Origin of the sequence: Aminobacter niigataensis, assembly GCF_946995915.1 — a bacterium.
Lineage (GTDB): Bacteria > Pseudomonadota > Alphaproteobacteria > Rhizobiales > Rhizobiaceae > Aminobacter > Aminobacter niigataensis.
The window spans coordinates 2,813,545-2,839,610 of sequence record NZ_OX341517.1 but is presented as its reverse complement, the minus strand read 5'-3'; the positions used below and the strand labels follow the sequence as shown (position 1 = coordinate 2,839,610).

Genomic DNA, 26,066 nt, shown 5'->3' with positions numbered 1-26,066 from the left:
CCGGTGATCCTGCCGACTGCTCCATTTCCATGCGGCAAAAGGAGAAAGAGATGACAAAGATGCGGATCGGCGCCGCTGCGCTTGCGGCTGGCCTTTTCCTCGGCGGAAGCGCGATGGCCCAGGATGTCTTGCGCCACAAAAACCCGAATTCGGACTTCCCGATCGCCCAGGCAGTCGAGGTGCCGGCGGGCAAGACGACCGTCTATGTCAGCGGCGCGGTGCCGTCCGTCGTCGACGAAAAGGCCGAAAAAGGCAGCCTCGCCGCCTATGGCAACACCAAGACCCAGACCGAATCGGTCCTGAAGTCGATCGAAAAGACGCTAGACGGCCTCGGCCTGAAGATGGGCGACGTGGTCAAGATGCAGGTTTTCCTCGTCGGCGACCCCGACAAGGGCGGCAAGATGGATTTCGGCGGCTTCATGGAAGGCTACGTCCAGTTCTTCGGCACCAAGGAACAGCCCAACCTGCCGGCTCGCTCGGTGATGCAGGTCGCCGGCCTCGTCGCTCCCGGCTGGCTGGTCGAAATCGAAGTCACGGCCGTTCGTCCCTAGCGCCCTCCCAAGTCCGGCTGTCCGGTTTCCGGGCAGTCGACGCGCTCGACACGTTTGCGCGGATGCGCAAGACTGTAATCGACAGGCAAATCGGGTTCGCGTCGGCAGCATGTATGACAAGCTTTTCAAGATCATAGACGACCGCCGCGACGAACTGGCCGCGCTCACGGCCGAATTGATCCGCTTTCCTACCATCAACCCGCCCGGCGACGCCTATCGTCCTTGCGCCGAGTTCCTCGGCGCGCGTCTCGCCAAGCGCGGTTTTGGTATCGAATACATCCGTGCCGAGGGCACACCCGGCGATACCGAGCGCTATCCCCGCATTAACGTCGTCGCCCGCTTCGACGGCCGCTCGCGTGGCCAGGCGGTTCATTTCAACTCGCATATCGACGTCGTCGAAGCCGGCGAAGGCTGGACCGTCGATCCCTTCGCAGGGGTCATCCGCGACGGTCGCGTCTATGGCCGTGGCGCCTGCGACATGAAGGGCGGGCTCGCCGCCTCGATCATCGCGGCGGAAGCGTTCATGGACGTGAACCCGGATTTCCCCGGCGCCATCGAGATATCAGGCACGGTCGACGAGGAATCGGGCGGTTTCGGCGGCGTCGCCTATCTCGCCGGCAAGGGCTATTTCTCGCAGCCCAAGGTCGACCACGTCATCATCCCCGAACCGCTCAACAAGGATCGGATCTGCCTCGGCCATCGCGGCGTCTGGTGGGCCGAGATCGAGACCAAGGGCGCGATCGCGCACGGCTCGATGCCGTTCCTGGGTGATTGTGCCGTTCGCCACATGGGCGCCGTGCTCGAAGCCTTCGAGCAGGAGCTATTCCCTGCGCTTGATCGCAAGACCACGCGCATGCCGGTGGTGCCGGAGGGTGCGCGGCGCTCGACCATGAACATCAACTCCATCCATGGCGGCCAGACCGACGATTTCCGCCCCGGCCTGCCTTCGCCCAACGTGCCCGATTCCTGCCGGCTGACCATCGACCGGCGTTTCCTGCTCGAGGAGAACATCCTCGACGTGAAGGGCGAAGTCACAAGCATTCTCGATCGCCTGAAGCGCGAGCGGAAAAAATTCGACTACGAGATCCGCGACATCATGGAGGTGCAGCCGCTGATGACCGAGCGCGATGCGCCGGTTGCCTCGGCCATCGCCAAGGGCATCCGCGAGATCTTCGACAAGGAGCCGGAATACGTCATCTCGCCCGGCACCTACGATCAGAAGCACGTCGCGCGTATCGGCCATCTGTACGATTGCATCGCCTATGGCCCCGGTATTCTCGATCTCGCGCACCGGCCCGACGAGTGGGTCGGCATAGATGACATGGTGCAATCGGCCAAGGTGATGGCAATCGGGCTCGACATCTTGTTGCGCGGCCAGTTCAACGGCTGATCGGGCAAGCAACGCTCGGGCACGCCGCCGGGAAAAATTCAATTCGGCAGCGCCGCTGCAATTGCAACAAACTTGATTTACTCGGCCGGAAAATCGCGCTTCTATCCGGCGGGTCGAAATGAAGCGGGGAGATCTGAGCATGAAGCAGTGGAAAACCATCCTGGCAGCTGCAGCGCTGGCGCTGGCGTCCAGCACCGCCGCAATGGCCGCGCGCACGGATCTTGTGCTTGGCATGCCGCTGGAGCCGCCTCACCTCGACCCGACCGCCGGTGCCGCCGCAGCCATCGACGAAGTGCTTTACGCCAACGTCTTCGAAGGCCTGACCCGCATCGGTTCGCGTGGCGAAGTGCTGCCCGACCTTGCCGAAAGCTGGACGATTTCCGACGACGGCAAGACCTACACGTTCAAGCTGCGCTCGGGGGTGAAGTTCCACGACGGCAGCGACTTTGACGCCTCCGACGTGAAATTCTCACTCGACCGCGCCCGTGGCGAGACCTCGGTCAACGCCCAGAAGGGCCTGTTCGCGCCAATCGACAGTGTCGAAGTGGTCGACCCCGCGACCGTCAAGGTGACGCTGAAGAACCCGCTCGGCTCGTTCCTCTACAATCTCGGCTGGGGCGACGCGGTCATCGTGGCTCCGGAGACAGCCGAGACCAACAAGGAAAAGCCTGTCGGCACCGGGCCGTTCAAGTTCCAGAACTGGGCCAAGGGCTCGTCGATCACGCTGGTCAAGGCCGACGGCTACTGGGGCGATCCGGTCGCGCTGGACAAGGCCGAGTTCCGCATCATCCCCGATGCCGCCGCGGCGATCCCTGCCCTGCTTTCCGGCGACGTGCAGGCGCTGCCCAATTTCGCGCTCGGCGACGCGCTCGCCCAGGTCAAGGCCGACCCGCGCTTCAAGGTCGTCATCGGCACCACCGAGGGCGAAACGGTGCTCTCGACCAACAACAAGCGGCCGCCCTTCGACAATCTCAAGGTGCGCCAGGCGATTGCCCATGCGCTCGACCGCAAGGCGCTGATCGACGGCGCCACGGGCGGCCTCGGCACGCCGATAGGTTCGCACTTTGCGCCGCACAACCCGGCCTATGTCGACCTCACCGGCACCTATCCGCACGATGTCGCCAGGGCCAAGGAACTGCTCAAGGAGGCCGGACTTCCCGATGGCTTCAAGGCAACGCTCAAGCTGCCGCCGGTCGGCTATGCCCGCCAGGGCGGCGAGATCGTCGCCTCGCAACTGCGCGAGATCGGCATCGACCTTCAGATCATTCCGGTCGAATGGGCCGACTGGCTCAAGCAGGTGTTCACCGACAAGGATTACGACCTGTCGATCGTCTCGCATACCGAGCCCAACGACATCGATATCTACGCCCGCAAGGACTACTACTTCAATTACGACAACCCGGCCTTCAACAAGGTCATCGACGAGCTCAACCTGACTTCCGACGAGGCCAAGCGCACCGAGCTCTACAAGCAGGCGCAGAAGATTCTCGCCGACGATGCGGTCAACGGGTTCCTTTTCGAACTGCCGAAGGTCGGCATCTGGGACGCCAAGGTCGAAGGCCTTTGGGAGAACTCTCCGATCCAGGCCAACGACCTGACCAAGGTCAAGTGGGCCGACTGACAAGAACCCTGTGAACTCAGCCGCTCCGCAACCCTTGCGAGCTTTCGGAGCGGCGTTTTCTCGGGCAGTTTGAGCCCATGACCGCCTATCTGCTCAAACGCCTGCTGATCGGTGCTGCGACCCTCGTGGTCGCCTCGGTCGTGGTGTTCCTGATGCTGGAGGTGGTTCCGGGCGACCCGGCTCGCGTGATGCTTGGCATGAATGCCAGCGAAGCGCAGGTCGAGTTGCTGCGCGACCAGATGGGGCTCAACCAGCCGCTGATCGTACGCTATCTCGATTGGGCCCGGGGCCTGCTGTCGCTGGATTTCGGCAAATCCTACACCTATTCGGTTCCCGTCATCGACCTGGTCAAGGAGCGCGTCGTCGTCTCCTTTCCGCTGGCGATCATCGCACTCGCGCTGTCGACGCTCATTGCCATTCCCGTTGGGCTGTTTGCCGCCGCGCGTCGTGGTCGAGCCGGCGACACCGCAGCCATGGCGGTGGCGCAAATCGGCGTCGCGATGCCGAATTTCTGGTTCGCGCTGCTGCTGGTCTATGTCTTCGCCGTCTGGTTGCGGCTGGTTCCGGCAGGCGGCTTTCCCGGCTGGGGAGCCGGTGCCTGGCCTGCGCTCAAGGCGCTGGTCCTGCCCGCGGTGGCGCTCGCATTGCCGCAGGCAGCGATCCTTGCCCGTGTCACCCGTGCAGCCCTGGTCGAGGTGCTCGGCGAGGACTACATCCGCACGGCCCGCGCCAAGGGCATGCCGATGCGCGCGGTGATGTGGCGGCATGCCTTGCGAAACGCGCTGATTCCCGTGCTGACCATCATGGGCCTGCAATTTGCCTTCCTGCTTGCCGGCACCATCATCATCGAGAACGTCTTCTACCTGCCCGGCCTTGGGCGCCTCGTGTTCCAGGCGATCACCCAGCGCGACCTGATCGTGGTCGAAAGCGTGGTCATGTTGCTCGTCGCCGCCGTCGTCGTCGTGAACCTGCTCGTCGACCTTTCCTACGCGCTGGTCGATCCCCGCCTGAGGACACGGCAATGAGCGGCACGGTTCCAGGCAACCCATCGACCCTTGGCGCCCTCGCCGGCAGGGCCCTTGCCAACCGCTCCTTCGTCATCGGCCTGTTCATCACCTTGGTCGTCGCGGCTATGGCGCTCGTCTCGTTCTTCTGGACGCCCTTCGACGTCACCAGGCTGATCGTCGCCGACCGCATGCAGCCGCCTTCCTCCGTCCACTGGTTCGGCACCGATCATTTCGGCCGCGACGTGCTGTCGATGATCATGATCGGCGCGCGCAATTCGATCGCCGTCGCCCTCGTCGCCGTCGGCATCGGCATGGGCGTCGGCGTTCCGCTCGGCTGCTGGGCGGCGGCCCGCGGCGGCTGGATCGACGAGGCGCTGATGCGCTTCAACGACCTCATCTTTGCCTTCCCTGCCCTTTTGTCGGCGATCATGATCACGGCTGTCTTCGGCCCGAGCGCCATCAACGCCATCATCGCCATCGGCATCTTCAACATCCCGGTTTTTGCCCGCGTCGCCCGCGCCGGTGCGCTCTCGATCTGGCCTCGCGAGTACATTCTTGCCGCCCGTGCTGCCGGCAAGGGCAAGGCGCGCATCACCGTCGAGCACATCATTCCCAACATCGCCAATCTGCTGCTGGTCCAGGGCACCATCCAGTTCGCGCTCGGCATCCTTGCGGAAGCCGCCCTGTCCTATGTCGGACTCGGCACGCAGCCGCCGATGCCGAGTTGGGGCCGCATGCTGTTCGACGCCCAGACTGTGATGATCGTGGCGCCCTGGCTCGCCCTGTTCCCCGGCTGCGCCATCCTGCTTACCGTTCTCGGGCTCAACCTGCTCGGCGATGGTATTTCCGACATCTTCGATCCGCGCGCGAGGCGCCGGCCATGAGCCTGCTCGATATCGAGAAGCTGTCGCTGAAGATCGGCAGCCAGCCGGTGCTGAAGGACATCGACCTCTCCATTGCCCCCGGCGAGGTACTGGGGCTCGTCGGGGAATCCGGCTCGGGCAAGTCGATGACGGCGCTTGCCGTCATGCGGCTCACGCCCGACTATGCCCAGATAAAGGGGCGCATCACCTTCAACGGCATCGACATCCTCGGCGCGACCGAACCTCAGATGTGCGCCCTACGCGGCGATGACATCGGCATGGTGTTCCAGGAGCCGATGACCGCGCTCAACCCGGTCAAGACCATCGGCGAACAGGTCGCCGAAGGCATTCGCTGGCACACCGGGGCCAGCCGCGCCGAGGCTGAAGAGCGCGCCAGGAAGATCCTCGACCGAGTCGGCCTGCCCGAGCAGAAATTTGCGCTGTCGCGCTATCCGCACGAACTGTCCGGCGGCCAGCGTCAGCGCGTGGCGATCGCGATTGCCTGCGCGCTGAAGCCGAAGCTGCTGATCGCCGACGAGCCGACGACCGCGCTCGACGTGGTTCTGCAAGCGCAGATCCTCGACCTGCTCAAGGAATTGGTCAGCGAAAACAAGATGAGCCTGCTGTTCATCTCGCACGACCTTGCGGTGGTCACCGAGATGGCGGACCGGATCACCATCCTGCGCCAGGGCGCGGTAATGGAAAGTGGCGACACCGCCCGAACGCTTTCGGAGGCCAACCATCCCTACACGCGCCAACTCGCTCTTGCTTCCACCCATATTCCGGCTCGGGTCAGGCCGCATGGGGACGAGACAGGCACTGAGAACCTGCTCGACGTCGCAAATGTCACGCGCGACTATCCCGGCACGCGCCGGTCGCTGTTTTCAAGGCCGGAACCGGTACGCGCGGTGGACAATGTCTCGCTGACGATGAAGCCCGGCGCGTCGGTGGCGCTTGTCGGGCGCTCGGGCTGTGGCAAATCCACCCTGGCCCGCATGATCCTGGCGCTCGACACGCCGACCTCGGGCGCCATCAAGTTTCGCGGCATGGACATCGCCGGGCGCAGCGAGGCGGAACTGCGACGGCCGCGGCGCAACATGCAGGTGGTGTTCCAGGATCCCTACGGTTCCTTCGATCCGCGCCATACCGTCGAACGGCTGGTCGCCGAGCCCCTCCACCTTCTGGAACGTCGTCCCGACCGCAAGGAGCGCCGCGACATGGTGGCCCGCGCGCTGCACGAGGTCGGCCTCAACCGGTCCGACATGGAGAAATACCCGCACGAATTTTCCGGCGGCCAGCGCCAACGCCTGTCGATTGCGCGCGCCATCATCACCCGGCCGAAGCTGGTCGTCGCCGACGAGCCGGTATCGGCGCTCGACGTATCGATCCGCGCCCAGATCCTCGACCTGTTCGCAGAACTCAACCAGAAGCTCGGCGTCGCCTATCTGTTCATCACCCACGACCTGACGGTGGCCCGCGCCATTACCGACGACGTGTTGGTCATGCATGAGGGCCGGATCGTCGAGCGCGGCAAGACTTCGGATGTGCTCAGCCACCCCGCATCGGAAGCGGCGCAAGCGCTAGTTTCCGCAGCGCCCGATCTGCACAGGGCGATTGCACGGCGCCTGCAAGAACAGGGGTGAGCCGCCGGTTGGCAGGCATTATGTCGCCGGCTTCACCACGTCGACCGGGCTGATGCCAAGCAGATCGAGCGTACGGCGCAAGAGCTTGACCTCGTTTTCCGCCAGGTGGGCGTCGGCCTTGGCGATATCGGCCATGTGCCGTGCCAGTTGCCTGCGCCGCTCGACATCGAGATCGCGGAACATCGCAATCGCCTGCGAGCCGTTGGTCTCGTAGCCGAATTCGTTGAGATACTCGATGACAGCGTCGATGCTCTGTTCGGCGATGCCGAAAGCCTGGGTACAAATCCGGCGAAATGCGATCATCTCGCTGTCGCTGGCTACGCCGTCCGCCAGGATCATGCGGAAAAGCAAAAGCAGTTCGGCCGAAAGCACCGGATCGTCGGCGACCTTGCGCACCCCCGGGTCGCCTTCGAACAGCGTACGAATCTGGGTCAGCAATCCCGTCGCCATGCGAATCCCTTCCGTCGAGGCAGTTGCTGTGTCCGATATAGAACAAATGGCGGCGAAAAACACGTGGCCCAACAGCCAAGCTGCGGCTGGTTCTGGGCCGCTATTGCGCAAGCGGGTTCGCTGTGGTCGAAGGCGGCTCCCTCCAGGCAGAGCCCGCGCCGATGTTCGAAATAGCCACCGAAACGATCATGCTCCTGACGGTCGCGGCGTTCATTGCCGGCTTCATCGATTCCATTGCCGGCGGCGGCGGCCTGATCACCATTCCGGCGCTGCTGCTGGCCGGCCTCCCACCCGTCACGGCGCTCGGCACCAACAAGCTGCAATCGCTGTTCGGATCGGGCTCTGCGACCATCTCCTACGCCGCCAAGGGCCATGTCGACATCCGCAAGCAATTGCCCGCCGCTGCCATGTCCTGCATCGGTTCGATATTCGGCGCATTGCTGGCAACGGTGCTGCCCGGGGACATCCTGCGCGCTTTCATGCCGATCCTGCTGGTGGCTATCGCGCTCTACTTCGCCTTCAAGCCGAACATGGGCGACGTCGACCGCACCGAGCGCATGGCGCCGTTCCTGTTCGGCGTGACGGTGGTGCCGGCAATCGGCTTCTACGACGGCGTTTTCGGCCCCGGCACCGGCTCGTTCTTCATGCTCGCTTTCGTGTCGCTTGCCGGCTACGGCATACTCAAGGCCACTGCCCACACCAAACTGTTGAATTTCGCCTCCAACATCGGCGGCTTGTTCGCCTTTGCCCTTGTCGGTGCCGTGTACTGGAAGATCGGGCTGATGATGGGCGCAGCGCAGTTTCTCGGCGCACGGCTCGGCGCCCACATGGCGATGCGCAGCGGCGCCAAGCTGATCAAGCCACTCCTGGTCTGCACCTGCGTTGCACTCGCCATCCGCCTGCTCATCGACCCGACCAACCCTCTGCGGGTGATGGCCGGATTCTGACCCCGTTTTGACCGCTACTTGCCGCTGGGGTACGTTGCCTCGCCTCAGCGGAGCCAGGAGCCATGGCAAACAGCCAAGCGCCGACGAATGCATCGGCGGATCACTCCACCGGGCAGTTCGAGATGGTGCGGCGCACTCCGTCACGATTGCTTGCGGGCGTCATCACCGATCTCGTCGGCTTTCGCGAACTCGTTCCTGCCTATGTCAGGCAGAGCGAGGCAGCCTCGCTGACGGTGCCGCTTGTCATCAGCTTCGGCGAGCCGTTCGCTATCGGCCTGAGCCGGGCGCCTGGAGACAATGACCGCTATGCCAGCTTTGCCTCGGGTCTTCACGCCGGTCCGGTGGTCATCGATTCCTTTGGCAGGTCGTGCTGCGTCCAGGTCAATTTCACCCCGCTCGGCGCCCGTCGCTTCTTCGGCATCCCGATGCACGAACTCGCCGACCGCATGGTGACACTCGATGAGGTGCTCGGCCCGGACGGCAATGCACTACGCGAAAGGCTCGGCCAGGAAACGGGCTGGCATCGGCGTCTGGACCTTGTCGAGAGCTACATAGTCGAGCGTTTGGCGATCACGGCTTCGCCGGCGGCCGAGATTGCCTGGGCCATGGCGAAAATCACGTCGAGCGGCGGACGTATCCGCATTGCAGCCATCGCCAGCGAGATCGGATGCAGCCGCAAACATCTGGCAGCGCGATTTGCCGACCAAGTCGGCATCGGCCCGAAGGCGGTCGCACGCATCATCAGATTTGATCGCACGGCACGCCTGGCGCGCAATGCGGACGAAATCGACTGGGCCGACCTGGCTGCCGAATGCGGCTATGCCGACCAGGCGCATCTGGTGCGCGAATTCCGCGAGCTATCGGGAACAACACCAACCGCGCTGCTCCAAAAGCTCAACTGAGCCCGGTAACATTTGTTCAATACGGTGGAACTGGTCTTCGCCAGAGTGGGTTGTCGTTCAATCCGCCACACAGGAGGCGCAAAATGCCCACTCCCGAAGCTCAAAGGATCTTCCCCACTCTCCGCTACAAGGACGCCGCCGGGATGATCGGCTGGCTAAGCGAGGCCCTCGGTTTCGCCGTCCATGCCAGATACATGAGCGGCGAAGACGTCGGCCATGCCGAACTCGCCCTCGGTTCGTCGATGATCATGATCGGCTCGTCGCGCCCGGACGACTACGGCACCATCGTTGGCGAACCCGGTCAGAACGGCGGCAAGTCCGTCTATGTCGCAACCGAAGACGCCGACGCGGTCTACATCAGGGCAAAGACCGCAGGTGCGGTCATCGTCCAGGAGATGACCAACCGCGACTACGGCAGCCGCGAATTCATCTGCCGCGACCCCGAAGGCAACGTGTGGTGCTTCGGCACCTATTGGCCGAAGGTTGACGCCACGGCCGAATAGCGCCGATCAGCGCGCGGCGGCGAAGATCGCGTCGCAGTCGAGATGCCGTTCGAGATGTTCGGCAATCTCGTCCAGGGCGCGTTCGACCTCGGCGCGATAGTCGATGCCGCCGCCCCTGATGCCAAGGCTTTCCAGGAAACGCCCGCGAAAGCCGTCGGCACCGAACAGGCCATGCAGATAGGTGCCGAACACCTTGCCGTCGGCCGAGGTCGCGCCGTCGTCGACGCCGTTGATGACAGCAGCGGGCCTGACGCAATCGGCACCCGTCGTCCGCCCGAGATGGATTTCATACCCCGAAAGCGGCTCACCGTAGCGCACCGAACGTGCCTCGACGTTGCGGACGGTCTTTTCCGGCTCCATGACGGTTTCGACATCGAGCAGCCCGAGGCCTTCGATCTCGGTAACGCTGCCCTCGATGCCGTCAGGGTCGCGCACCGACTTGCCGAGCATCTGGTAGCCGCCGCAAATGCCGACGACATGGCCGCCACGCCGGCGATGCGCCTCGAGATCGCGATCCCAGCCGTTTTCGCGGAACAGCAGCAGATCGCCGATGGTCGACTTCGAACCGGGTATGGCAACCAGCCCGGCATCTTCGGGCAAGCGCTGTCCCGGCGGCACGAACACCACTTCGACCTGCGGCTCGGCGCGCAGCGGGTCGAGGTCGTCGAAATTGGCGATGCGCCCGAGCATCGGCACGGCAACCTTGAGCGCCCGCTTTTCGCCGCCGGCCAACCGTTCGAGGATAACCGAATCCTCCGACGGCAAGAGTGCCGCCGCCTTAAGCCACGGCACGACGCCGAAACAGCGCCAGCCGGTGAAACCTTCGATCGCCGTGATGCCGTCGTCGAACAGGCTGGCGTCGCCACGGAACTTGTTGATCAGGTAGCCGACGATCATGCGTCGGTCTTCTTCCGGCAGGATGAGATGCGTGCCGGCGACCGATGCGATCACGCCGCCGCGGTCGATGTCGCCGACGAGGATCACCGGCACGTTTGCGCGCGCGGCGAATCCCATATTGGCAATGTCGCGCGGGCGCAGGTTGATCTCGGCAGGCGAGCCGGCACCCTCGACGATGACCAGATCCGCCCCCTCGCCCAGTTTGGCCCACGAATCGAGGACGGCGCCCATCAGCTTCGGCTTCAGTTCCTGATAGTCGCGCGCCTTGGCGTGGCCAAAAACCTTGCCCTGAACCACCACCTGGCTGCCGATGTCGCTTTGCGGCTTGAGCAGCACCGGGTTCATGTGGATCGACGGCTTGACCCCGCAGGCGATCGCCTGCAGCCATTGGGCGCGGCCGATCTCGCCGCCGCCCGCCTCGCCCGGAATGTCGGCGACGGCAGCATTGTTGGACATGTTCTGCGGCTTGAACGGCCGGACGCTGAGCCCGCGATTGCGTGCCGCGCGGCACAGGCCGGCAACCAGAACGGTCTTGCCGACATCGGAGCCGGTGCCCTGGAGCATGATCGCCTTGGCCATGGTCAGGCTCGCCCGCGCAGGATGCTGAAAGTGACGGATCCATCCTTCAAAAAAGTCGCCACAAGTGCCCTCGCTGTCGAAATTCCGCACAGCCGCTTCGCGGTATTCGTCGGGTTGCGCGACGGCATCATTGGTCTAGATTGAACGTCGCGCATAGCCAAAAAACGACAGGGAGGCCGACATGGACGCCGCAATCGATGCGACTGCCGGTCAATTCGAACTCAACGAAGATCAGCTGGCCATCCGCGAAATGGCGGGCAGTTTTGCCGCCGAAAAAGTCGCGCCCTTTGCCCTCGAATGGGACAAGGCCAAGCACTTCCCCGAAGATGTCATCCGCGAGACCGGCCAGCTCGGCTTCGGCGGCCTGTATGTCAAGGAAGATGTCGGCGGCTCGGCCCTCACCCGCCTCGACGCCGTGCTCGTTTTCGAGCAGTTGGCGCATGCCTGCCCGGGCTTTTCATCCTTCATCTCGATCCACAACATGGCGGCGGCGATGATCGACCGGTTCGGCAACGAGGAGCAGCGCCAGCGCTTGCTGCCGAAGCTGACCTCGATGGAATGGCTGGCCAGCTACTGCCTGACCGAGCCGGGCTCCGGTTCGGATGCCGCCGCCCTGAAGACAAAGGCCGTGCGCAGCGGCGGCAATGGCAGCGACTACGTGCTGAACGGCACCAAGCAGTTCATCTCGGGCGCCGGCGACAGCGACGTCTACGTCGCCATGGTGCGCACCGGCGCCGACGGCCCGAAGGGCATCTCGACGCTTGTCGTGCCCAAGGATGCGCCCGGTCTCTCCTTCGGCGCCAACGAACACAAGATGGGCTGGCACATGCAGTCGACGCGCCAGGTGATCTTCGACGACTGCAAGGTTCCGGCGGAAAACCTGCTTTCCGGCGAAGGCGCCGGCTTCGGCATCGCCATGGCCGGTCTCGATGGCGGACGGCTCAACATTGCCGCCTGCTCGGTCGGCGGCGCCCAGTCGGCGCTCGACAAGGCGCTCGCCTATACCGCCGAACGCAAGGCGTTCGGCCAGACCCTCGACCGCTTCCAGGCGCTGCAGTTCCGCCTCGCCGACATGGAGACCGAACTCCAGGCGGCCCGCCTGTTCCTCTACGCTGCCGCGTCGAAGCTAGACCGCAAGGCGCATGACGCGTCGAAATGGTCGGCCATGGCCAAGCGGCTCGTCACCGACACGGGCTTCAACATTGCAAACGATGCCCTTCAGCTGCTTGGCGGCTACGGCTACCTGCACGACTACGGCATCGAAAAGCTGGTGCGCGACCTGCGCGTCCACCAGATCCTCGAAGGCACCAACGAGATCATGCGCGTCATCATCGCGCGGCATTTGATTGGGAGATAGGGAATGGTGAGTAGCGAATAGATCGCTAACCCGCGCCGCCTTCCCTATCGCTACTCACTACTCGCCATTCGCTGATTGGAAGGAACCATTCTATGACCACAGTCGCTTTCATCGGCTTGGGCAACATGGGCAATCCCATGGCCGCCAACCTCGTCAAGGCCGGACACGACGTCCATGGCTTCGACCTGATGCCGGAGCACCTTGAAACCGCGCGCGGCAACGGCGTCACCGTCATGGCCAATGCGGTAGCTGCCGCCAAGGACGCCGATGTGGTGATCACCATGCTGCCGGCCGGCAAGCATGTGCTGTCGGTCTACGAAGACATCGCGCCCAAACTGAAGAAGGGCGCGCTGCTCATCGATTCCTCGACCATCGATGTCGATTCCGCGCGCAAGGCCCATGCGATTGCAGCCAGGCACGACCTGCTCTCGGTCGATGCGCCCGTATCCGGCGGCACCGGCGGTGCGGCTGCCGGCACGCTGACTTTCATGGCCGGCGGCGCGCAAGCCGCCTTCGATAAGGCCGAACCGGTGCTCAAGCCGATGGCCGGGCGTATCGTCCATTGCGGCGACGCCGGTGCGGGACAAGCGGCCAAGATCTGCAACAACATGATCCTCGGCATCTCGATGATCGGTGTCGCCGAGGCGTTCGTGCTCGCCGAAAAGCTCGGTCTGTCCCACCAGGCACTGTTCGACGTCGCATCGACGTCGTCCGGCCAGTGCTGGTCGCTGACATCCTATTGCCCGGTACCGGGTCCGGTGCCCAACTCGCCGGCCAATCGCGACTACCAGCCGGGCTTTGCCGCAGCCCTGATGCTCAAGGATCTCAAATTGTCGCAGGAAGCCGCCCAGCAGGCTGGTGCCGTGACACCGCTTGGTGCCGAAGCAACCCAGCTCTACGCGCTCTTTGCCGCCCTCGGCCATGGCGGCACAGATTTCTCGGGGATCATCAAGTTCCTGCGCGGCGATTCCGCATGATCTGGTCAACCCAGGACAAAAAAGTTCAAAATTTAGGTTTGCTTAAGCTCTCGCTAACCACGCGGTAACGATGTCCGGGTAAAACGGTTTGCAGGGGCGGTCATCGCAGCCGCCCCGGGCTCCGGATCAGGTCTTGCGTACCGGAGCAGTAACCTTCGCTGGGTCAAGCGTCGCGAAGGGCCATGCGTTCAAGTGGCAAAGCCGCGTTCCCGTTTCGGGGCGCGGTTTTTGCGTTCAGCCTCAGCCTACGATTTGGTCGCCAGCCGGCGGAAGTTGGCCCTGACGCGCTTGCTCGCCGGCCCCAGAGCCGCGGCAACCGAACGCTGGGCGGCCACGCCGTTCAGCACCGACGGCGTTCGCCCTGACAGCACTTCTGGCCAGAACTGCATCGCCGAGTGGAAAAAGGACATCTGCGCAGCGACCATGCCCTCGGCCATGGCGTTCGTTTTCTCGGTGACGGCAGCAAGGCTCTCGCCACGCAGTATCCCACCGCTTTGCGCTTCACTCGCCATCATCGGCAGCCGCATGGCCATGACCATTGGCGCCAGCATCAGATTGCCGGCAATGGTCGTGGATTGGCGCGAGGCCCTCGTCAACCGTCTGCTCTTCATGCGATGCGCTCCGGTTTCAAGAACCACGCTGGCCCATCCGACAATCGGCAGGCACGGGCTATTGTGCAGTGCACAATATAAGCACTCACCCGGTCATGAACAAGCCGAAACGGCTCAGCCTCTCTGCGCGAACGGATCGCTCAGTGCAGCCGAGCACCGGCGCGGAAGCGCGAGAAGGCCATTATCCGCATTTTAACTAATATAGATCAATATCCTACCTTGGTGTTCTGCGGTCTCCCAGGAGGAGTGGAATGACTGATCAAATTGATGAGGATGAGCTTCCGAAGCCCACCATGCTTCAACGCTGCCGATCAATTGCGCGGGCAACTATGTTGTTCGCGCCCCCGATCATCTCGGTGGGATGTGCGATCGTGGTCGGCTACATCACCTACGTGACCAGCAACAAAGAGCCACCGGCGGATATCTCGACGCTGGCCATATCGATCCTCAAGTCCGGCGATGCTTCACCAGAGATGCGCGCCTGGGCGACTGGCGCCCTCGGAATACGGACCGACATGCCAATATCTGTCGGATCTATCCGGCAATGAAGGCGAAATAGCCTGCGGCCCTCCCCGAAGCGGGAACGAGAAAGGGCGGCCTGACGAACCGCCCTTTTCCGAGTTGCGATTGGGGTTGCTCGCGTCAGCGCGAGGCCACCACCGCGGCGATGATGCCCGACGCCACGCTGATCAACAGGAAATCATTGTCAACCTTCACCCAGCGCTGGCCGTGGCCTGGACGCTTGAGGCCATAGCGGTGATAGTCGCGAAGGGCCTGCTTGCGCTGCCAGTCGGGCACGCGCTTGCCCCTTGACCAGTAGTGCCGCTTTGACGGCTTCTTGCGATAATCCTGCCATTTCTGCTGCTGGCTGTAGTGGCTGCCGTGGCGCGGTGCCTCGTAGCGCTGTTGGGCTTGAGCCATCGGGGCTGCGAACATCGACAAGGCGACGGCGGCAAGAACGATGCGTTTCATTTGGGAGGCTCCTTCTCGTTGATAGGTCGAGAAGTAGCGGCCGCCAGCTGAACCCAATATGAATGCCATCATTACATATATGTAATGTTTTCAGAAGCTTATTTTCATATTCTAAGAAAACACCTCGGCACAAACGACATGCGAACGAGCATATCGGCCAGCGAGGCGTCGCCGACGTCGCCATGCATTCACTGAGTTTGGCCGGGCAGGCGCATATCCTGCCCGGTCTTGTGATCAGGCCTTTCTCAGGTCGCGCTCGGCGAGATCGAGCGCCTTGAGAATACGATCGCAGGCCATGTCGATGGTGGCGCGGGTCCAGATCAGCGGTGGCGACAGGATCATCGAGTCGCCAGTCGCGCGCATCATCATGCCGTTGGCGATGGCATGATCGCGGACGGCGACCGCGGCACTGCCGACCGGCGAAAAGCGCTCCTTGGTCGCCTTGTCCTTGACGATCTCGATGGCACCCATCAGGCCGACCGAACGAACCTCGCCAACCAGGCCGTGACCGGAAATGCGCTCCTTGAGCATCTGGGCGAAATACGGACCCGTGTCGGTCTTGACGCGTTCGACCAGTCCTTCACGTTCGATGATCTCGAGGTTCTTGAGCGCCACAGCACAGGCCACCGGGTGACCGGAATAGGTGTAACCGTGGTAGAACTCGCCGCCCTTGTCGACCAGCGTCGCGGCGATCCGGTCGCCGACCAGCAGCGCCGAAAGCGGCTGGTAGCCCGAAGTCAGCGCCTTGGCAGTGGTGATGGTGTCCGCTTCGATGCCGAAAGTCTGGGCAGCGAACCACTCGCCGGTGCGGCCATAGCCGGTGATGACCTCGTCGAGCATCAACAGCACGTCGTACTTACGGCAGATGCGCTGGACCTCCGGCCAATAGCTGGCCGGCGGGATCTTGACGCCGCCGGCGCCCATGATCGGCTCGCCGATGAAGGCCGCGACGTTTTCGGCGCCAGCCTCCAGGATTGCATCCTCTACCGACTTGGCGGCACGCAGGCCGAAATCGTGGTCGCTTTCGCCCGGCAGAGCCAACTCGTAGGCATAGGGCATCATCACATGGACGATGTTCGGCACGGCGCCGCCGAGCTGCTGGTGCATGCCGTCCATCCCGCCCAGCGAGGTGCCGGCAACCGTCGAACCGTGATAGGCCATCTTGCGCGAGATGATGCGGTTCTTCTCGGGCTTGCCCTCGATCGCCCAGTAGTGGCGGACCAGCCGCAGCGCGGTGTCGTTGGATTCGGAGCCCGACGAGCCATAGAACACTTGGTTGATGTTCTTTGGCGCCAGCTCCGCGAGCTTCTTGGACAGCAGCACCGGCGTCGGCGTCGAGCATTTGAAGAAGGAATTGTAGTAGGGCAGCTCCTTCATCTGCTCATAGGCTGCCTCGGCCAGTTCGGTGCGGCCGTAGCCGACATTGACGCACCACAGGCCGGCCATGCCGTCGAGCAGTTCCGTCCCTTCCGAATCGTAGATGAACGGCCCTTCGGCGCGGGTGATCATGCGCGAGCCGATGTCGCGCAGTTCCTTGTGGTCGGTGAACGGATGCAGATGGTGCGCGGCATCGATCTGCTGAAGCTGCTTCAGCGAATAGTTCTGATAGGTCATGGGCTTGTGCCTTCCTCTTGAATCAATCCGGCAACTGCCGGGGCGGATTCAGAGGCCAAGCGGCGGCGAATAGCCGATGCGCGCGCAAAGGCGCAGGAGCTCCGTATGCCGGGTCCGCGGCGACGGCTTCGATGCTGCCTCCCGCAGCGGAATATGGGCGTTGAGAGCGCACATGGTGACACTCTAACCCGGCGCTCGGCAAATCGACAAGCGCCGGAAAATCCGCAACCGGTGAAAAGGTTCGGGAATACAGCGCCCTGGAAAGGCGTTGTCTGCGTGTGTAGCCGGCATGTCGGCTGAACTCCTGGGAGCGATCATCATGAAGACAATTTCCACAGCACTCGCCGTTCTGTTCCTGACCGGCGTGGCCGCCTTCGCCGCCGAGCCCGCCAAGGTCGCGGAAGGCGCCGGCGGCAAGATGTACACCGACGCAAACGGCATGACGCTCTACACCTATGACAAGGACAGCGCCGGCAAATCGGCCTGCAATGGCGACTGCGCGGTCAACTGGCCGCCGCTGATGGCTGCGGCCGACGCCAAGGACGAAGGCGAGTGGACGGTTGTCGCCCGCGACGACGGCTCGAAGATGTGGGCCTATGAGGGCAAGCCACTCTATACGTTCGTCCAGGACAAGAAGGCAGGCGACGTAACCGGTGAAGGCAAGGGCGGCGTCTGGCACGTCGCCAAGGCCGACTGACCATCTCCGGCGCGACGGTGCCTGTCGCCGTCGCGCATCTTGCCCGCGGCCCTCGCTAGCCCGCAGTCCGCTTGCGCAGCACCATGCGATAGAAGGCGAAGGCAAGCAGGATGACGTTCAGGCTGGCCAGCACGATCGGCAGCCCGATCGGCCCGGCCGCCTGCATCACCAGCCCCGAACTTGGCGGCCCGACGATGCCGCCCAGTCCCCACATGAGCGCAAAGGCGGCATTGCCGGCGATCAGCGCGCTGCCGTTGAAGCGACTGCCGAGCTCGACCAGCGCCATGGTGTAGACGCCGTAGCCGACCGCCCCCATCACCACCAGCACCAGCCAGATGAGCCGCGTCTCGATCAGCATCGGCAACAGCACCGCGCAGGCAGCCGTGGCCCCGGCACAGAACAGAATCATGGTGCGGCCGCCCACACGCTCCGCCAGGAGGCCGAGCGGGATCTGCAACAGGATATTTCCCATCGACAGTGCCGTCAGCATTGCCGCGAGCACCGCTTCAGGCAGGCCGTGGCTCGCGCCGAAGATCGGCAGCAGCGAATAGGTGCTCTGCTGGTTGGCCGCCGACACCAGCACGGCAAACAGCAGTGCCGGCGCTAGCGCGGCAAACCCCATCACCCCGCCGACCGATTGGCCATCCTCCTCGAAGCCCGAAAGATTTGACATCATGCGCAGGATGATCGCGCAGGCGATGAAACCCACGATCGCCACGGCAAAGGGCATCCAGCCCGAGGTGCCGACGATGGTCAGCACCAGCGGCCCGGTGGCATAGCCCATCCCCATCAGGGTGTTGAACACCCCCATCACCCGCCCGCGACGCGACGGCGGAGCCATCGACAGCGCCCAGACCTCGCCGAGAATGTAGAGCGGGTTGATGACGACGCCGATCATGAAGCGGACGACGAACCAGGCGACCCAGTCCTGCAGGTAGCCGATGAGCAGGAAACAAAGAGCACCGGCGAGTGAGCATGCGATGGCGAGGTTTCGTGCCCCGACCAGGCGCACGGCCGCCGGCACGAAGGCCGCTGACGCGATCAGGCCCAGCGGCATCATCGCAGCCGACAGCCCGATCATCGCCGGTGACATGCCCTGCTTTTGCATCAGCAGCGAAAACAGCGGATAGCTCAGCCCTTGCGCCGCGCCGAACATCGCCAATGCCGCGGTAACGCCGCCGAGGGCCGCCCAATTCAATGGCGCTTCGGCTGCGGTGGAGGTCGGAGTTGTCAAAGCGGATCACCAGGAGAATCGAATGGCCGCGATCCTATCGACGGACCACCACATGCGGGTTGCATCACCACATCGGAGAACGTCGGTCCAGTCCCATCGGCGATGTCGTTTCCCTCGCGCTATTGGTCGCCGCCTCCGCAATAAGGCTTTCCGGCCCAGTCCATTATGCCCCGCGATACTGAAGCTTGCCCGTGAGGACTCCATGACCGTCGCCCTGCAAACAGCCGAACCGGCTCCTGCCTCCGATCGCGCTCGTCGTGGTGGCCGTGCCGGCAAGCGCGCCGGCGGTTCCCAGGCCTTCGAGCAGCCGCCGTTCCGCCAGCTCAAGATACCCTTCACACCGACCAAGCTGATCTCCGACGACGAGCTGGAATCAATCCATCTCGCTTCGCTGCGGGTGCTGAAGGAAATCGGCGTCGATGTTCTGCACGACGAGGCGCGCCGCATCATGAAGGCGCATGGCGCCGATGTGCGTGACGGCTCCGAGCGGGTCCGCTTCGATTCCGACATGATCCTCGAGCAGATCTCGCATGCGCCGGCCGAGTTCACGCTGCACGCCCGCAACCCGGCCCACAATGTGCGCTTTGGCGGCAACAATCTTGTGCTGTCGCAGATGGCGTCGGCGCCCAACTGTTCCGATCTCGACCGTGGTCGTCGCCCCGGCAACCAGGCCGACTTCCGCAACTTCCTCAAGCTCGCCCAGATGCACAACATCCTGCAGACAACCGGGGGCTATCCGGTCGAGCCGGTGGACATCCATCCCTCGGTGCGCCATCTCGAGTGCATCCGCGATCTGGCGACGCTGACCGACAAGGTGTTCCACATCTATTCGCTCGGAAAGGAGCGCAATGTCGACGGCATCGAGATCACCCGGATCGCCCGCGGCATCTCACGCGAACAGATGATGGAAGAGCCCTCGGTCTACACCATCATCAACACCAACTCGCCGCTGAAGCTCGACGTGCCGATGATGGAAGGCATCATCCAAATGTCGTCGATGGGCCAGGTGGTAATCGTCACCCCCTTCACCCTGTCGGGCGCCATGGCGCCCGTGACCATAGCCGGAGCGCTGGTGCAGCAGAACGCCGAGGCGCTGTCGGGTCTCGCCTTCACCCAGATGGTCCGCAAGGGCGCGCCCGTCGGCTATGGCGGCTTCACCTCCAACGTCGACATGAAATCCGGCGCGCCCGCCTTCGGCACGCCCGAATACATGAAGGCACAGCTTGTCGGCGGCCAGCTGGCCCGCCGTTACAACATCCCCTACCGCACGTCCAACGTATGCGCCGCCAACGCGGTCGATGCGCAGGCTGCCTATGAAAGCGTCTTTTCGCTGTGGGGCGCGATCCAGAGCGGCGCCAATTTCATGCTGCATGGGGCCGGATGGCTGGAGGGCGGGCTGCGCTGCTCCTACGAAAAGATGATCCTCGACATCGACCTGTTGCAGATGGTGGCCGAATTCCTGACACCGCTCGACCTGTCGGAGGATGCGCTCGCCATCGACGCCATTCGTGATGTCGGCCCCGGCGGCCACTTCTTCGGCACCCAGCACACCCAGGACCGCTACAAGACCGCCTTCTACTCGCCGATCATTTCCGACTGGCGCAATTTCGAGACCTGGGCAGAGGCCGGCAGCCCAACGGCTGTGGAGCGGGCAAACCGCGTCTGGAAGGAGCGCCTCGCCTCGTACGAGGAGCCTTGGATGGACCCAGCCATCCGCGAGGAACTCAACGCATTTGTCGACAAACGCAGGGCCGAAGGTGGCGCACCGACCGATTTCTGAGGAAAGTCTCGATGCACAAGCGCGAAATCAACTCGACCGATGCACCAGCCGTCGTCACCGGATACGCGCAAGCGATCGAGGTGACCAATCATTCGCGGACACTCTTCATCAGCGGCCAGATTCCGGTGGCCAAGGACGGAACTGTCCCCACCGATTTCGAAAGCCAGTGCCGGCTGGCGTGGAGCAATGTCGAGGCCCAGCTGCATGCTGCCGGCATGAACCTCGACAATCTGGTCAAGGTGACGATCTTCCTGTCTGACCGCGCCTACAGCCTCGACAACCGGCGCATTCGCAACGAGGTGATCGGCGAGCGCAAGATCGCGCTGACCGTCATCATCACGGGCATCTTCGACGAATCCTGGCTGTTGGAGATCGAGGCCGTCGCGGCCGCCTGATCCATCGCCACTTCCTGATTCATCTTACGCACAACCGGACATAACCATATGAAATCCCATGTGAAAGCAGTTGTCATCGGCGGCGGCGTGGTGGGCTGCTCGGTGCTTTACCATCTCGCCCGCGCCGGCTGGACCGACGTCATGCTGATCGAGCGTTCGGAGCTTACGTCGGGTTCATCCTGGCATGCCGCCGGCGGCTTCCACACGCTCAACGGCGATCCCAACGTCGCCAAGCTGCAGGCCTATACGGTGCAGCTCTACAAGGAACTGGAGGAGATTTCCGGACAGTCCTGCTCGTTGCACCTGACCGGCGGCGTCATGCTGGCCGACAGCCCCGAGCGCATGGACTTCCTGCGCCTCGCCCATGCCAAGGGCCGCTATCTCGGCATGGACACCGAGCTGATCACCCCGTCCGAAGCCAAGAAGATGTTCCCGCTGATGGACGAAAAGCACTTCGTCGGCGCCATGTGGGATCCTGTCGAGGGCCATCTCGACCCATCGGGCACGACCCATGCCTACGCCAAGGCGGCGAAGAAACTCGGCGCCGAGATCGTGCTGCGCAACCCGGTCAAGGAACTGACGCAGGAGCCCGACGGCACCTGGAACGTCGTTACCGAGCAGGGCACGGTGAAAGCCGAGCACGTCGTCAACTGCGGCGGCCTGTGGGCGCGCGAGGTCGGCCGCATGGTCGGCGTCGAGCTGCCGGTGCTCGCCATGGAACACATGTACCTGCTGACCGAGCCGATGCCCGAGGTCGAGGCGTTCAACAAGGAAACCGGCCGCGAGATGATCGGCGTGCTCGATTTCAAGGGCGAGATCTACACCCGCCAGGAGCGCAACGGCATTCTGCTCGGCACCTACGAGAAGGCCTGCAAGCCGTGGTCGCCGGTCAACACGCCATGGGATTTCGGCCACGAACTGCTTGCGCCCGACCTGGACCGTATCGCGCCCTCGCTTGAGATAGGCTTCCAGCATTTCCCCGGCATCGCCAACGCCGGCATCAAGCAGGTCATCAACGGCCCCTTCACCTTCGCCCCCGACGGAAACCCGCTCGTCGGCCCGGTTCAGGGGCTGACCAATTTCTGGGTCGCCTGCGGCGTCATGGCCGGCTTCAGCCAGGGCGGCGGCGTCGGCCTCGCGCTGTCGAACTGGATGGTCGACGGCGATCCGGGCTTCGACGTCTGGGGCATGGATGTCGCGCGCTGGGGCGAATGGGCCAGCCTGCGCTACACCAACGCCAAGGTGCGCGAGAACTATTCGCGCCGCTTCTCCATCCGCTTCCCCAATGAAGAGCTCCCGGCCGCCAGGCCGGCACAAACGACTCCGCTCTACGACACCATGGTGGCCAACAACGCCGTCATGGGCGACAGCTGGGGCTTGGAGACGCCGCTGTGGTTCGCGCCGAAGGGCAAAGAACCCAAGGACATCGTCTCGTTCCACCGCTCCAACGACTTCGAGCATATCGGCAACGAAGTGCGGGCGACGCGCGACCGCGTCGGCGTGACCGAAATCGCCAACTTCGCGAAGTACGAGGTGTCAGGCCCGGCGGCTGAGGATTTCCTCAACCGGCTAATGACCAACCGCATGCCGAAGAAGGGCCGCATCGTGCTGACGCCGATGCTGAACGAGTTCGGCAGGCTGATCGGCGACTTCACCATCGCCAAGACAGGCGACGACAAGTTCATGATCTGGGGCTCGTCGGCGGCCCAGAAGTACCACCTGCGCTGGTTCGAAAAGCACTTGCCCAAGGACGGCTCGGTGCGCATCCACCGTTTCGACCAGACGCTCGTCGGCCTTTCCATCGCCGGTCCCAGGTCGCAGGAGCTGCTGGCCAAGCTGGTCGACGTCGACGTCTCCAGCAAGGCCTTCCGCTTCATGGACTTCCGCGAGATGGCCGTCGGCGGCGCGCCCTGCATGGTCAACCGCATCACCTACACCGGCGATCTCGGCTATGAGATCTGGATGGCACCCGCCTACCAGCGCCTGGTCTACAAGGCGATCAAGGACGCCGGCGAGGAGTTCGGCATCGTCGATTTCGGCATGCGCGCGCTTCTGTCGATGCGCCTTGAGAAGAACTTTCCGACCTGGTTCCGCGAGCTTCGCCCGATCTACGGCCCGTTCGAAGGTTCGATGGAGCGCTTCATCAAGCTCGAGAAGAACGACTTCATCGGTCGCGAGGCAGCCGCTAAGGAGCACGCCGAAGGGCCGAAACTTCGCCGCGTTTCCTTTTATGTCGACGCCCACGATGCCGATGTGATGGGCGACGAGCCAATCTGGGCCAAGGTCGGCGCCAAGGATTTCGGCACCGTCGAGAAGCCGCATGGCTACGGCGCGCCGCGCTTCGACGAAACCGGCAAGGAAGTACGCGGCTCGGACGCCGCCACCGGCGCCTCCGCCGTGCGCGGCATCGTCGACGGCGAATGGCGCGTCGTCGGCTGGGTCACGTCGGGCGGCTATGCCCACTATGTCCAAAAGTCGATGGCCCAGGGCTATGTGCCGGCAGCACTTGCCGAAAACGAGGCGGAAGGCCTGTTCGAGATCGAAATCCTCGGCCACCGCCGCCCTGCCCGCATCAATGTCGAACCGCCCTTTGATCCCTCGGGCGACAAGATGCGGGGTTAGGTTTCGCTCCAAGCAAGAGACTGGGACCGCAAATGCTCTACGTTGCCCCCCTCTGTCCTACCGGACATCTCCCCCTCAAGGGCGGAGATTGGCTGTCACAACGGCCTCGCCCAATCACTACCCTTCCCACACAAGCGCCAAGGTCTCCGCGGCTGATCTCCCCCCTTGAGGGGGAGATGTCCGGCAGGACAGAGGGGGGCGCGAAGAAACGTCAACCTCGGCCATCTGCAGGTCGCCGCTGATGGACACCCCGGCAAAAGGCAGCTTCGGCCGCCACCGCAAGATCATGCCGTTCGAGCCGGGCTCCGTGGACGACCTGCGCGAGCAAGCTCGCACAAAAGCGGCCGGGCTCAACCAGCACGTTCTGGGTTATGGAGTGCAAGCCGAAGCCGAATGGGCGGCAGCCGGCATCGCGGCACCCGACCTGCCGGCCATGCGCAGGTACCGGCTCGACCGCATCCGCGCCGAACTCAAGCGGCGCGATTATGCTGGCGCCCTGCTCTACGATCCTGTCAACATCCGCTATGCCACCGACAGCACCAACATGCAGCTGTGGGTCGCGCACAACCCGACCCGCCACTGTTTCGTGGCGGCCGAAGGACCGATGGTCCTGTTCGACTATTTTTCCTGCGAGCACCTGTCCGATCATTCCGGTGTGGTCGACGAGGTCCGCCCGGCCGTGTCGTGGATGTACCTCTACAGCGGCGAGTTGACCGAGATGAAGGTCGAACGCTGGGCGCAGGGCATCGCCGATATCGTTCGCGAACATGGCGGCGGCAACAGCCGCATCGCTGTCGACCATCTCGACCATGAGGGCGTCGACGCGCTCGCCCGGCTGGGCATATCGGTCGGCAATGGCGAGGCGGTGATGGAGAGCGCGCGCCTGATCAAGTCGCCCGACGAAATCCTGTGCATGCGCCGCTCTATCGTCGCCTGCGAGGCAGCGATGGCCGAGATGCAAGCCGCGCTCCGCCCCGGCATTTCAGAAAATGAGCTCTGGGCCGAACTCCACCGCGGCAACATCGCCCGCGGTGGCGAATGGATCGAGACCCGGCTCTTGTCGTCGGGCCCGCGCACCAATCCCTGGTTCCAGGAGTGTTCGTCGCGCATTGTCGAGGCAGGCGATCTCATCGCTTTCGACACAGACCTGATCGGTCCCTATGGCTTCTGCGCCGACCTGTCGCGCACCTGGCTGTGCGGCGATGGGCAGCCCACGAAGGAGCAGCGCGACCTCTACAGGATCGCCGCCGACCAGATCGCCAATAACACGGCGCTCCTGAAGCCCGGCGTCGGCTTCCGCGAACTGGTTGAACGTGCAGCCGTACCGCCGGCAGACTGTTTCCCGGCGCGCTACGGCGTGCTGTTCCACGGCGTCGGACTGGCCGACGAGTATCCAACCCTGCCTCACGCCTCGGACTGGACGGCGGATACGCCCGACAGCGTGCTGGAGCCGGGAATGGTGGTCTGCGTCGAAAGCTACATCGGCCGCCTTGGCGGACACGAGGGCGTCAAGATCGAAGAGCAGATCCTGATCACCGAGAGTGGATACGAGCAGCTTTCGAGCTATCCGCTCGATCAGAGGCTGCTCGCAGGCTGAGCTAACCGCGTGCTAGCGCAATCTGTCCGATCAGCATGGCCACGCCCTCCGGCGTCGATCTCGAGGTGATGAACGGCAAGCCCTTGCGCTTGGCGGTCCAGCCGAGGACCATCACATCCCCTGCTGCCGGCTCGAAGCGCTGCGCCAGAGCCCAGCTCTGGCAGTCGATGGCCGCGACATCTGCCCGGCCTTCGGCGACCGCGACGATCGAGTTGCGATGCCCGCCGCTTTCGATCCGATCGGAGAATATCCGCAAGCCTTCGCCCAAACCGGCAAGGTCGCGTGAAATGCCGATGAAACCCGACATGGAGTCGTGGCTGTTGAACGCAAAGCGCTTGTCGCGGATCAGGTCGAGAGGGATGAGCGGCACATCGCCATCGGGCGCATGCGCATGGTCGGCGGTCACCGATCCGCGCCGCACGACGATGGCGCTGGAATAGAGTTCGCCGCGACCGCCCTCGATGCCGTCATAATTCGGCTGGCCGATCACCCGCACCGCTGCATCGAGGCCTGTGGTTTCCATCGGCCCCCAGCAGGTCTGGCCAAACAGCAACTTGGGATGCCGCCACAGCGTCGGCAGGTCGAGTTCTTCAGGCGGCAGCGTGGCCGGATCTGGCGCGACGGTATCACCCCCGGCATTGCGAATGCCGCCCGGAACCGGCGGCAGCTCGGCGTTGCGCCGGGCCAGCGTTTCCGGTGCATCGATGCCAAGTTGCCGGAACGCCGTCCGCAACCTGGCCCATTGCGCATCGACCTCGTCGCGCATCTCGGGCCAGTCATACATGGGCAGTGCCGCGATGAAGTCGCTCATTGCATCATTTCAGGCTCGAATGCGGGAATTGGCAAGCTGCAGGAGT

24 protein-coding genes are annotated in these 26,066 nt (G+C 63.7%); 17 read left to right on the top strand and 7 right to left on the bottom strand.

Annotated elements, in window-relative coordinates; all coding sequences use genetic code 11:
* Nucleotides 1-50 precede the first annotated feature (50 nt).
* From O1Y97_RS13780 to O1Y97_RS13755, 6 genes are all read left to right on the top strand, one after another.
* Nucleotides 51-551: a RidA family protein gene (locus O1Y97_RS13780; protein ID WP_318761394.1), complete on the top strand. Its 501-nt coding sequence runs from the start codon at nucleotides 51-53 to the stop codon at nucleotides 549-551.
* A 109-nt stretch (nucleotides 552-660) separates the two neighbouring features.
* Nucleotides 661-1,941 carry an acetylornithine deacetylase/succinyl-diaminopimelate desuccinylase family protein gene (locus O1Y97_RS13775; protein ID WP_318761393.1) on the top strand — a complete coding sequence of 427 codons (1,281 nt, stop codon included), beginning with the start codon at nucleotides 661-663 and terminating at the stop codon, nucleotides 1,939-1,941.
* A 139-nt stretch (nucleotides 1,942-2,080) separates the two neighbouring features.
* On the top strand, nucleotides 2,081-3,562 hold the full coding sequence (locus tag O1Y97_RS13770; protein WP_318761392.1) for an ABC transporter substrate-binding protein: 1,482 nt from the start codon (nucleotides 2,081-2,083) through the stop codon (nucleotides 3,560-3,562).
* Between the two features lie 77 nt (nucleotides 3,563-3,639).
* Complete coding sequence (locus O1Y97_RS13765; RefSeq protein WP_318761391.1) at nucleotides 3,640-4,587, top strand: ABC transporter permease; 948 nt, start codon at nucleotides 3,640-3,642, stop codon at nucleotides 4,585-4,587.
* Complete coding sequence (locus tag O1Y97_RS13760) at nucleotides 4,584-5,453, top strand: ABC transporter permease (protein WP_318761390.1); 870 nt, start codon at nucleotides 4,584-4,586, stop codon at nucleotides 5,451-5,453. The genes O1Y97_RS13765 and O1Y97_RS13760 overlap by 4 nt, the downstream gene beginning before the upstream one ends.
* Nucleotides 5,450-7,075, top strand: coding sequence for an ABC transporter ATP-binding protein (locus O1Y97_RS13755; RefSeq protein ID WP_318761389.1), 1,626 nt, complete (start codon nucleotides 5,450-5,452; stop codon nucleotides 7,073-7,075). The genes O1Y97_RS13760 and O1Y97_RS13755 overlap by 4 nt, the downstream gene beginning before the upstream one ends.
* 18 nt (nucleotides 7,076-7,093) lie before the next feature.
* On the opposite strand, the gene O1Y97_RS13750 is transcribed toward O1Y97_RS13755, so the two are convergent.
* Nucleotides 7,094-7,525, bottom strand: coding sequence for a tellurite resistance TerB family protein (locus tag O1Y97_RS13750; RefSeq protein WP_108607825.1), 432 nt, complete (start codon nucleotides 7,523-7,525; stop codon nucleotides 7,094-7,096).
* 161 nt (nucleotides 7,526-7,686) lie between these two features.
* Here O1Y97_RS13750 and O1Y97_RS13745 point away from each other — a divergent pair, with 161 nt between their 5' ends.
* From O1Y97_RS13745 to O1Y97_RS13735, 3 genes are all read left to right on the top strand, one after another.
* On the top strand, nucleotides 7,687-8,472 hold the full coding sequence (locus O1Y97_RS13745) for a TSUP family transporter (protein WP_318761388.1): 786 nt from the start codon (nucleotides 7,687-7,689) through the stop codon (nucleotides 8,470-8,472).
* A 62-nt stretch (nucleotides 8,473-8,534) separates the two neighbouring features.
* Entirely contained in the window at nucleotides 8,535-9,374 is an 840-nt protein-coding gene (locus O1Y97_RS13740) for a helix-turn-helix domain-containing protein (RefSeq protein ID WP_318761387.1), read from the top strand.
* A gap of 83 nt (nucleotides 9,375-9,457) precedes the next feature.
* Complete coding sequence (locus tag O1Y97_RS13735; protein ID WP_318761386.1) at nucleotides 9,458-9,877, top strand: VOC family protein; 420 nt, start codon at nucleotides 9,458-9,460, stop codon at nucleotides 9,875-9,877.
* Between the two features lie 6 nt (nucleotides 9,878-9,883).
* Here O1Y97_RS13735 and O1Y97_RS13730 read toward each other — a convergent pair whose 3' ends face one another.
* The gene (locus O1Y97_RS13730; protein WP_318761385.1) at nucleotides 9,884-11,353 is read right to left on the bottom strand and encodes a cobyric acid synthase; all 1,470 of its coding nucleotides are present in this window, start codon (nucleotides 11,351-11,353) and stop codon (nucleotides 9,884-9,886) included.
* 181 nt (nucleotides 11,354-11,534) lie between these two features.
* Between O1Y97_RS13730 and O1Y97_RS13725 the strand changes: the two genes are divergently transcribed.
* Together O1Y97_RS13725 and mmsB are read left to right on the top strand one after the other, a co-directional pair.
* Nucleotides 11,535-12,710 (top strand): isobutyryl-CoA dehydrogenase, encoded by a 1,176-nt coding sequence (locus tag O1Y97_RS13725; RefSeq protein ID WP_108607821.1) that lies wholly within the window; start codon nucleotides 11,535-11,537, stop codon nucleotides 12,708-12,710.
* 74 nt (nucleotides 12,711-12,784) lie between these two features.
* Nucleotides 12,785-13,687 (top strand): 3-hydroxyisobutyrate dehydrogenase, encoded by a 903-nt coding sequence (gene mmsB, locus O1Y97_RS13720; protein WP_318764210.1) that lies wholly within the window; start codon nucleotides 12,785-12,787, stop codon nucleotides 13,685-13,687.
* A gap of 245 nt (nucleotides 13,688-13,932) precedes the next feature.
* Here mmsB and O1Y97_RS13715 read toward each other — a convergent pair whose 3' ends face one another.
* On the bottom strand, nucleotides 13,933-14,298 hold the full coding sequence (locus O1Y97_RS13715) for a hypothetical protein (protein WP_318761384.1): 366 nt from the start codon (nucleotides 14,296-14,298) through the stop codon (nucleotides 13,933-13,935).
* Nucleotides 14,299-14,549: 251 nt separating this feature from the next.
* Here O1Y97_RS13715 and O1Y97_RS13710 point away from each other — a divergent pair, with 251 nt between their 5' ends.
* Nucleotides 14,550-14,846: a hypothetical protein gene (locus O1Y97_RS13710; protein ID WP_318761383.1), complete on the top strand. Its 297-nt coding sequence runs from the start codon at nucleotides 14,550-14,552 to the stop codon at nucleotides 14,844-14,846.
* A gap of 94 nt (nucleotides 14,847-14,940) precedes the next feature.
* Here the strand turns inward: O1Y97_RS13710 and O1Y97_RS13705 are convergent, their stop codons facing one another.
* Both O1Y97_RS13705 and O1Y97_RS13700 read right to left on the bottom strand, forming a co-directional pair.
* On the bottom strand, nucleotides 14,941-15,270 hold the full coding sequence (locus O1Y97_RS13705) for an RcnB family protein (protein ID WP_318761382.1): 330 nt from the start codon (nucleotides 15,268-15,270) through the stop codon (nucleotides 14,941-14,943).
* A gap of 234 nt (nucleotides 15,271-15,504) precedes the next feature.
* A complete protein-coding gene (locus O1Y97_RS13700; protein WP_183260619.1) occupies nucleotides 15,505-16,884 on the bottom strand; it encodes an aspartate aminotransferase family protein in 1,380 nt (459 codons plus the stop codon).
* A 319-nt stretch (nucleotides 16,885-17,203) separates the two neighbouring features.
* Here O1Y97_RS13700 and O1Y97_RS13695 point away from each other — a divergent pair, with 319 nt between their 5' ends.
* Complete coding sequence (locus O1Y97_RS13695) at nucleotides 17,204-17,581, top strand: COG4315 family predicted lipoprotein (protein ID WP_318761381.1); 378 nt, start codon at nucleotides 17,204-17,206, stop codon at nucleotides 17,579-17,581.
* A 55-nt stretch (nucleotides 17,582-17,636) separates the two neighbouring features.
* On the opposite strand, the gene O1Y97_RS13690 is transcribed toward O1Y97_RS13695, so the two are convergent.
* Nucleotides 17,637-18,737: an MFS transporter gene (locus O1Y97_RS13690; RefSeq protein ID WP_404801282.1), complete on the bottom strand. Its 1,101-nt coding sequence runs from the start codon at nucleotides 18,735-18,737 to the stop codon at nucleotides 17,637-17,639.
* 280 nt (nucleotides 18,738-19,017) lie between these two features.
* On the opposite strand from O1Y97_RS13690, the gene O1Y97_RS13685 reads away from it, so the two are divergent.
* The 4 genes from O1Y97_RS13685 (at nucleotide 19,018) to O1Y97_RS13670 (ending at nucleotide 25,209) form a co-directional block, all read left to right on the top strand.
* A complete protein-coding gene (locus tag O1Y97_RS13685) occupies nucleotides 19,018-20,595 on the top strand; it encodes a trimethylamine methyltransferase family protein (protein ID WP_318761379.1) in 1,578 nt (525 codons plus the stop codon).
* Nucleotides 20,596-20,606: 11 nt separating this feature from the next.
* Nucleotides 20,607-20,990, top strand: a complete 384-nt coding sequence (locus tag O1Y97_RS13680) for a RidA family protein (protein WP_318761378.1) — start codon at nucleotides 20,607-20,609, stop codon at nucleotides 20,988-20,990.
* A 48-nt stretch (nucleotides 20,991-21,038) separates the two neighbouring features.
* Nucleotides 21,039-23,612 (top strand): GcvT family protein, encoded by a 2,574-nt coding sequence (locus O1Y97_RS13675; protein ID WP_318761377.1) that lies wholly within the window; start codon nucleotides 21,039-21,041, stop codon nucleotides 23,610-23,612.
* A 241-nt stretch (nucleotides 23,613-23,853) separates the two neighbouring features.
* The gene (locus tag O1Y97_RS13670; RefSeq protein ID WP_318761376.1) at nucleotides 23,854-25,209 is read left to right on the top strand and encodes a M24 family metallopeptidase; all 1,356 of its coding nucleotides are present in this window, start codon (nucleotides 23,854-23,856) and stop codon (nucleotides 25,207-25,209) included.
* A 1-nt stretch (nucleotide 25,210) separates the two neighbouring features.
* Here the strand turns inward: O1Y97_RS13670 and O1Y97_RS13665 are convergent, their stop codons facing one another.
* The gene (locus tag O1Y97_RS13665; RefSeq protein ID WP_318761375.1) at nucleotides 25,211-26,020 is read right to left on the bottom strand and encodes a phosphate/phosphite/phosphonate ABC transporter substrate-binding protein; all 810 of its coding nucleotides are present in this window, start codon (nucleotides 26,018-26,020) and stop codon (nucleotides 25,211-25,213) included.
* Nucleotides 26,021-26,066 lie beyond the last annotated feature (46 nt).

What these genes read in the sequence shown, in the direction of transcription:
- O1Y97_RS13780 (WP_318761394.1), top strand. Translation starts at nt 51, where the DNA reads ATGACAAAGATGCGGATCGGCGCCGCTGCGCTTGCGGCTGGCCTTTTC.
- O1Y97_RS13775 (WP_318761393.1), top strand. Translation starts at nt 661, where the DNA reads ATGTATGACAAGCTTTTCAAGATCATAGACGACCGCCGCGACGAACTG.
- O1Y97_RS13770 (WP_318761392.1), top strand. Translation starts at nt 2,081, where the DNA reads ATGAAGCAGTGGAAAACCATCCTGGCAGCTGCAGCGCTGGCGCTGGCG.
- O1Y97_RS13765 (WP_318761391.1), top strand. Translation starts at nt 3,640, where the DNA reads ATGACCGCCTATCTGCTCAAACGCCTGCTGATCGGTGCTGCGACCCTC.
- O1Y97_RS13760 (WP_318761390.1), top strand. Translation starts at nt 4,584, where the DNA reads ATGAGCGGCACGGTTCCAGGCAACCCATCGACCCTTGGCGCCCTCGCC.
- O1Y97_RS13755 (WP_318761389.1), top strand. Translation starts at nt 5,450, where the DNA reads ATGAGCCTGCTCGATATCGAGAAGCTGTCGCTGAAGATCGGCAGCCAG.
- O1Y97_RS13750 (WP_108607825.1), bottom strand. Translation starts at nt 7,525, where the DNA reads ATGGCGACGGGATTGCTGACCCAGATTCGTACGCTGTTCGAAGGCGAC.
- O1Y97_RS13745 (WP_318761388.1), top strand. Translation starts at nt 7,687, where the DNA reads ATGTTCGAAATAGCCACCGAAACGATCATGCTCCTGACGGTCGCGGCG.
- O1Y97_RS13740 (WP_318761387.1), top strand. Translation starts at nt 8,535, where the DNA reads ATGGCAAACAGCCAAGCGCCGACGAATGCATCGGCGGATCACTCCACC.
- O1Y97_RS13735 (WP_318761386.1), top strand. Translation starts at nt 9,458, where the DNA reads ATGCCCACTCCCGAAGCTCAAAGGATCTTCCCCACTCTCCGCTACAAG.
- O1Y97_RS13730 (WP_318761385.1), bottom strand. Translation starts at nt 11,353, where the DNA reads ATGGCCAAGGCGATCATGCTCCAGGGCACCGGCTCCGATGTCGGCAAG.
- O1Y97_RS13725 (WP_108607821.1), top strand. Translation starts at nt 11,535, where the DNA reads ATGGACGCCGCAATCGATGCGACTGCCGGTCAATTCGAACTCAACGAA.
- O1Y97_RS13715 (WP_318761384.1), bottom strand. Translation starts at nt 14,298, where the DNA reads ATGAAGAGCAGACGGTTGACGAGGGCCTCGCGCCAATCCACGACCATT.
- O1Y97_RS13710 (WP_318761383.1), top strand. Translation starts at nt 14,550, where the DNA reads ATGACTGATCAAATTGATGAGGATGAGCTTCCGAAGCCCACCATGCTT.
- O1Y97_RS13705 (WP_318761382.1), bottom strand. Translation starts at nt 15,270, where the DNA reads ATGAAACGCATCGTTCTTGCCGCCGTCGCCTTGTCGATGTTCGCAGCC.
- O1Y97_RS13700 (WP_183260619.1), bottom strand. Translation starts at nt 16,884, where the DNA reads ATGACCTATCAGAACTATTCGCTGAAGCAGCTTCAGCAGATCGATGCC.
- O1Y97_RS13695 (WP_318761381.1), top strand. Translation starts at nt 17,204, where the DNA reads ATGAAGACAATTTCCACAGCACTCGCCGTTCTGTTCCTGACCGGCGTG.
- O1Y97_RS13690 (WP_404801282.1), bottom strand. Translation starts at nt 18,737, where the DNA reads ATGTTCGGCGCGGCGCAAGGGCTGAGCTATCCGCTGTTTTCGCTGCTG.
- O1Y97_RS13685 (WP_318761379.1), top strand. Translation starts at nt 19,018, where the DNA reads ATGACCGTCGCCCTGCAAACAGCCGAACCGGCTCCTGCCTCCGATCGC.
- O1Y97_RS13680 (WP_318761378.1), top strand. Translation starts at nt 20,607, where the DNA reads ATGCACAAGCGCGAAATCAACTCGACCGATGCACCAGCCGTCGTCACC.
- O1Y97_RS13675 (WP_318761377.1), top strand. Translation starts at nt 21,039, where the DNA reads ATGAAATCCCATGTGAAAGCAGTTGTCATCGGCGGCGGCGTGGTGGGC.
- O1Y97_RS13670 (WP_318761376.1), top strand. Translation starts at nt 23,854, where the DNA reads ATGGACACCCCGGCAAAAGGCAGCTTCGGCCGCCACCGCAAGATCATG.
- O1Y97_RS13665 (WP_318761375.1), bottom strand. Translation starts at nt 26,020, where the DNA reads ATGAGCGACTTCATCGCGGCACTGCCCATGTATGACTGGCCCGAGATG.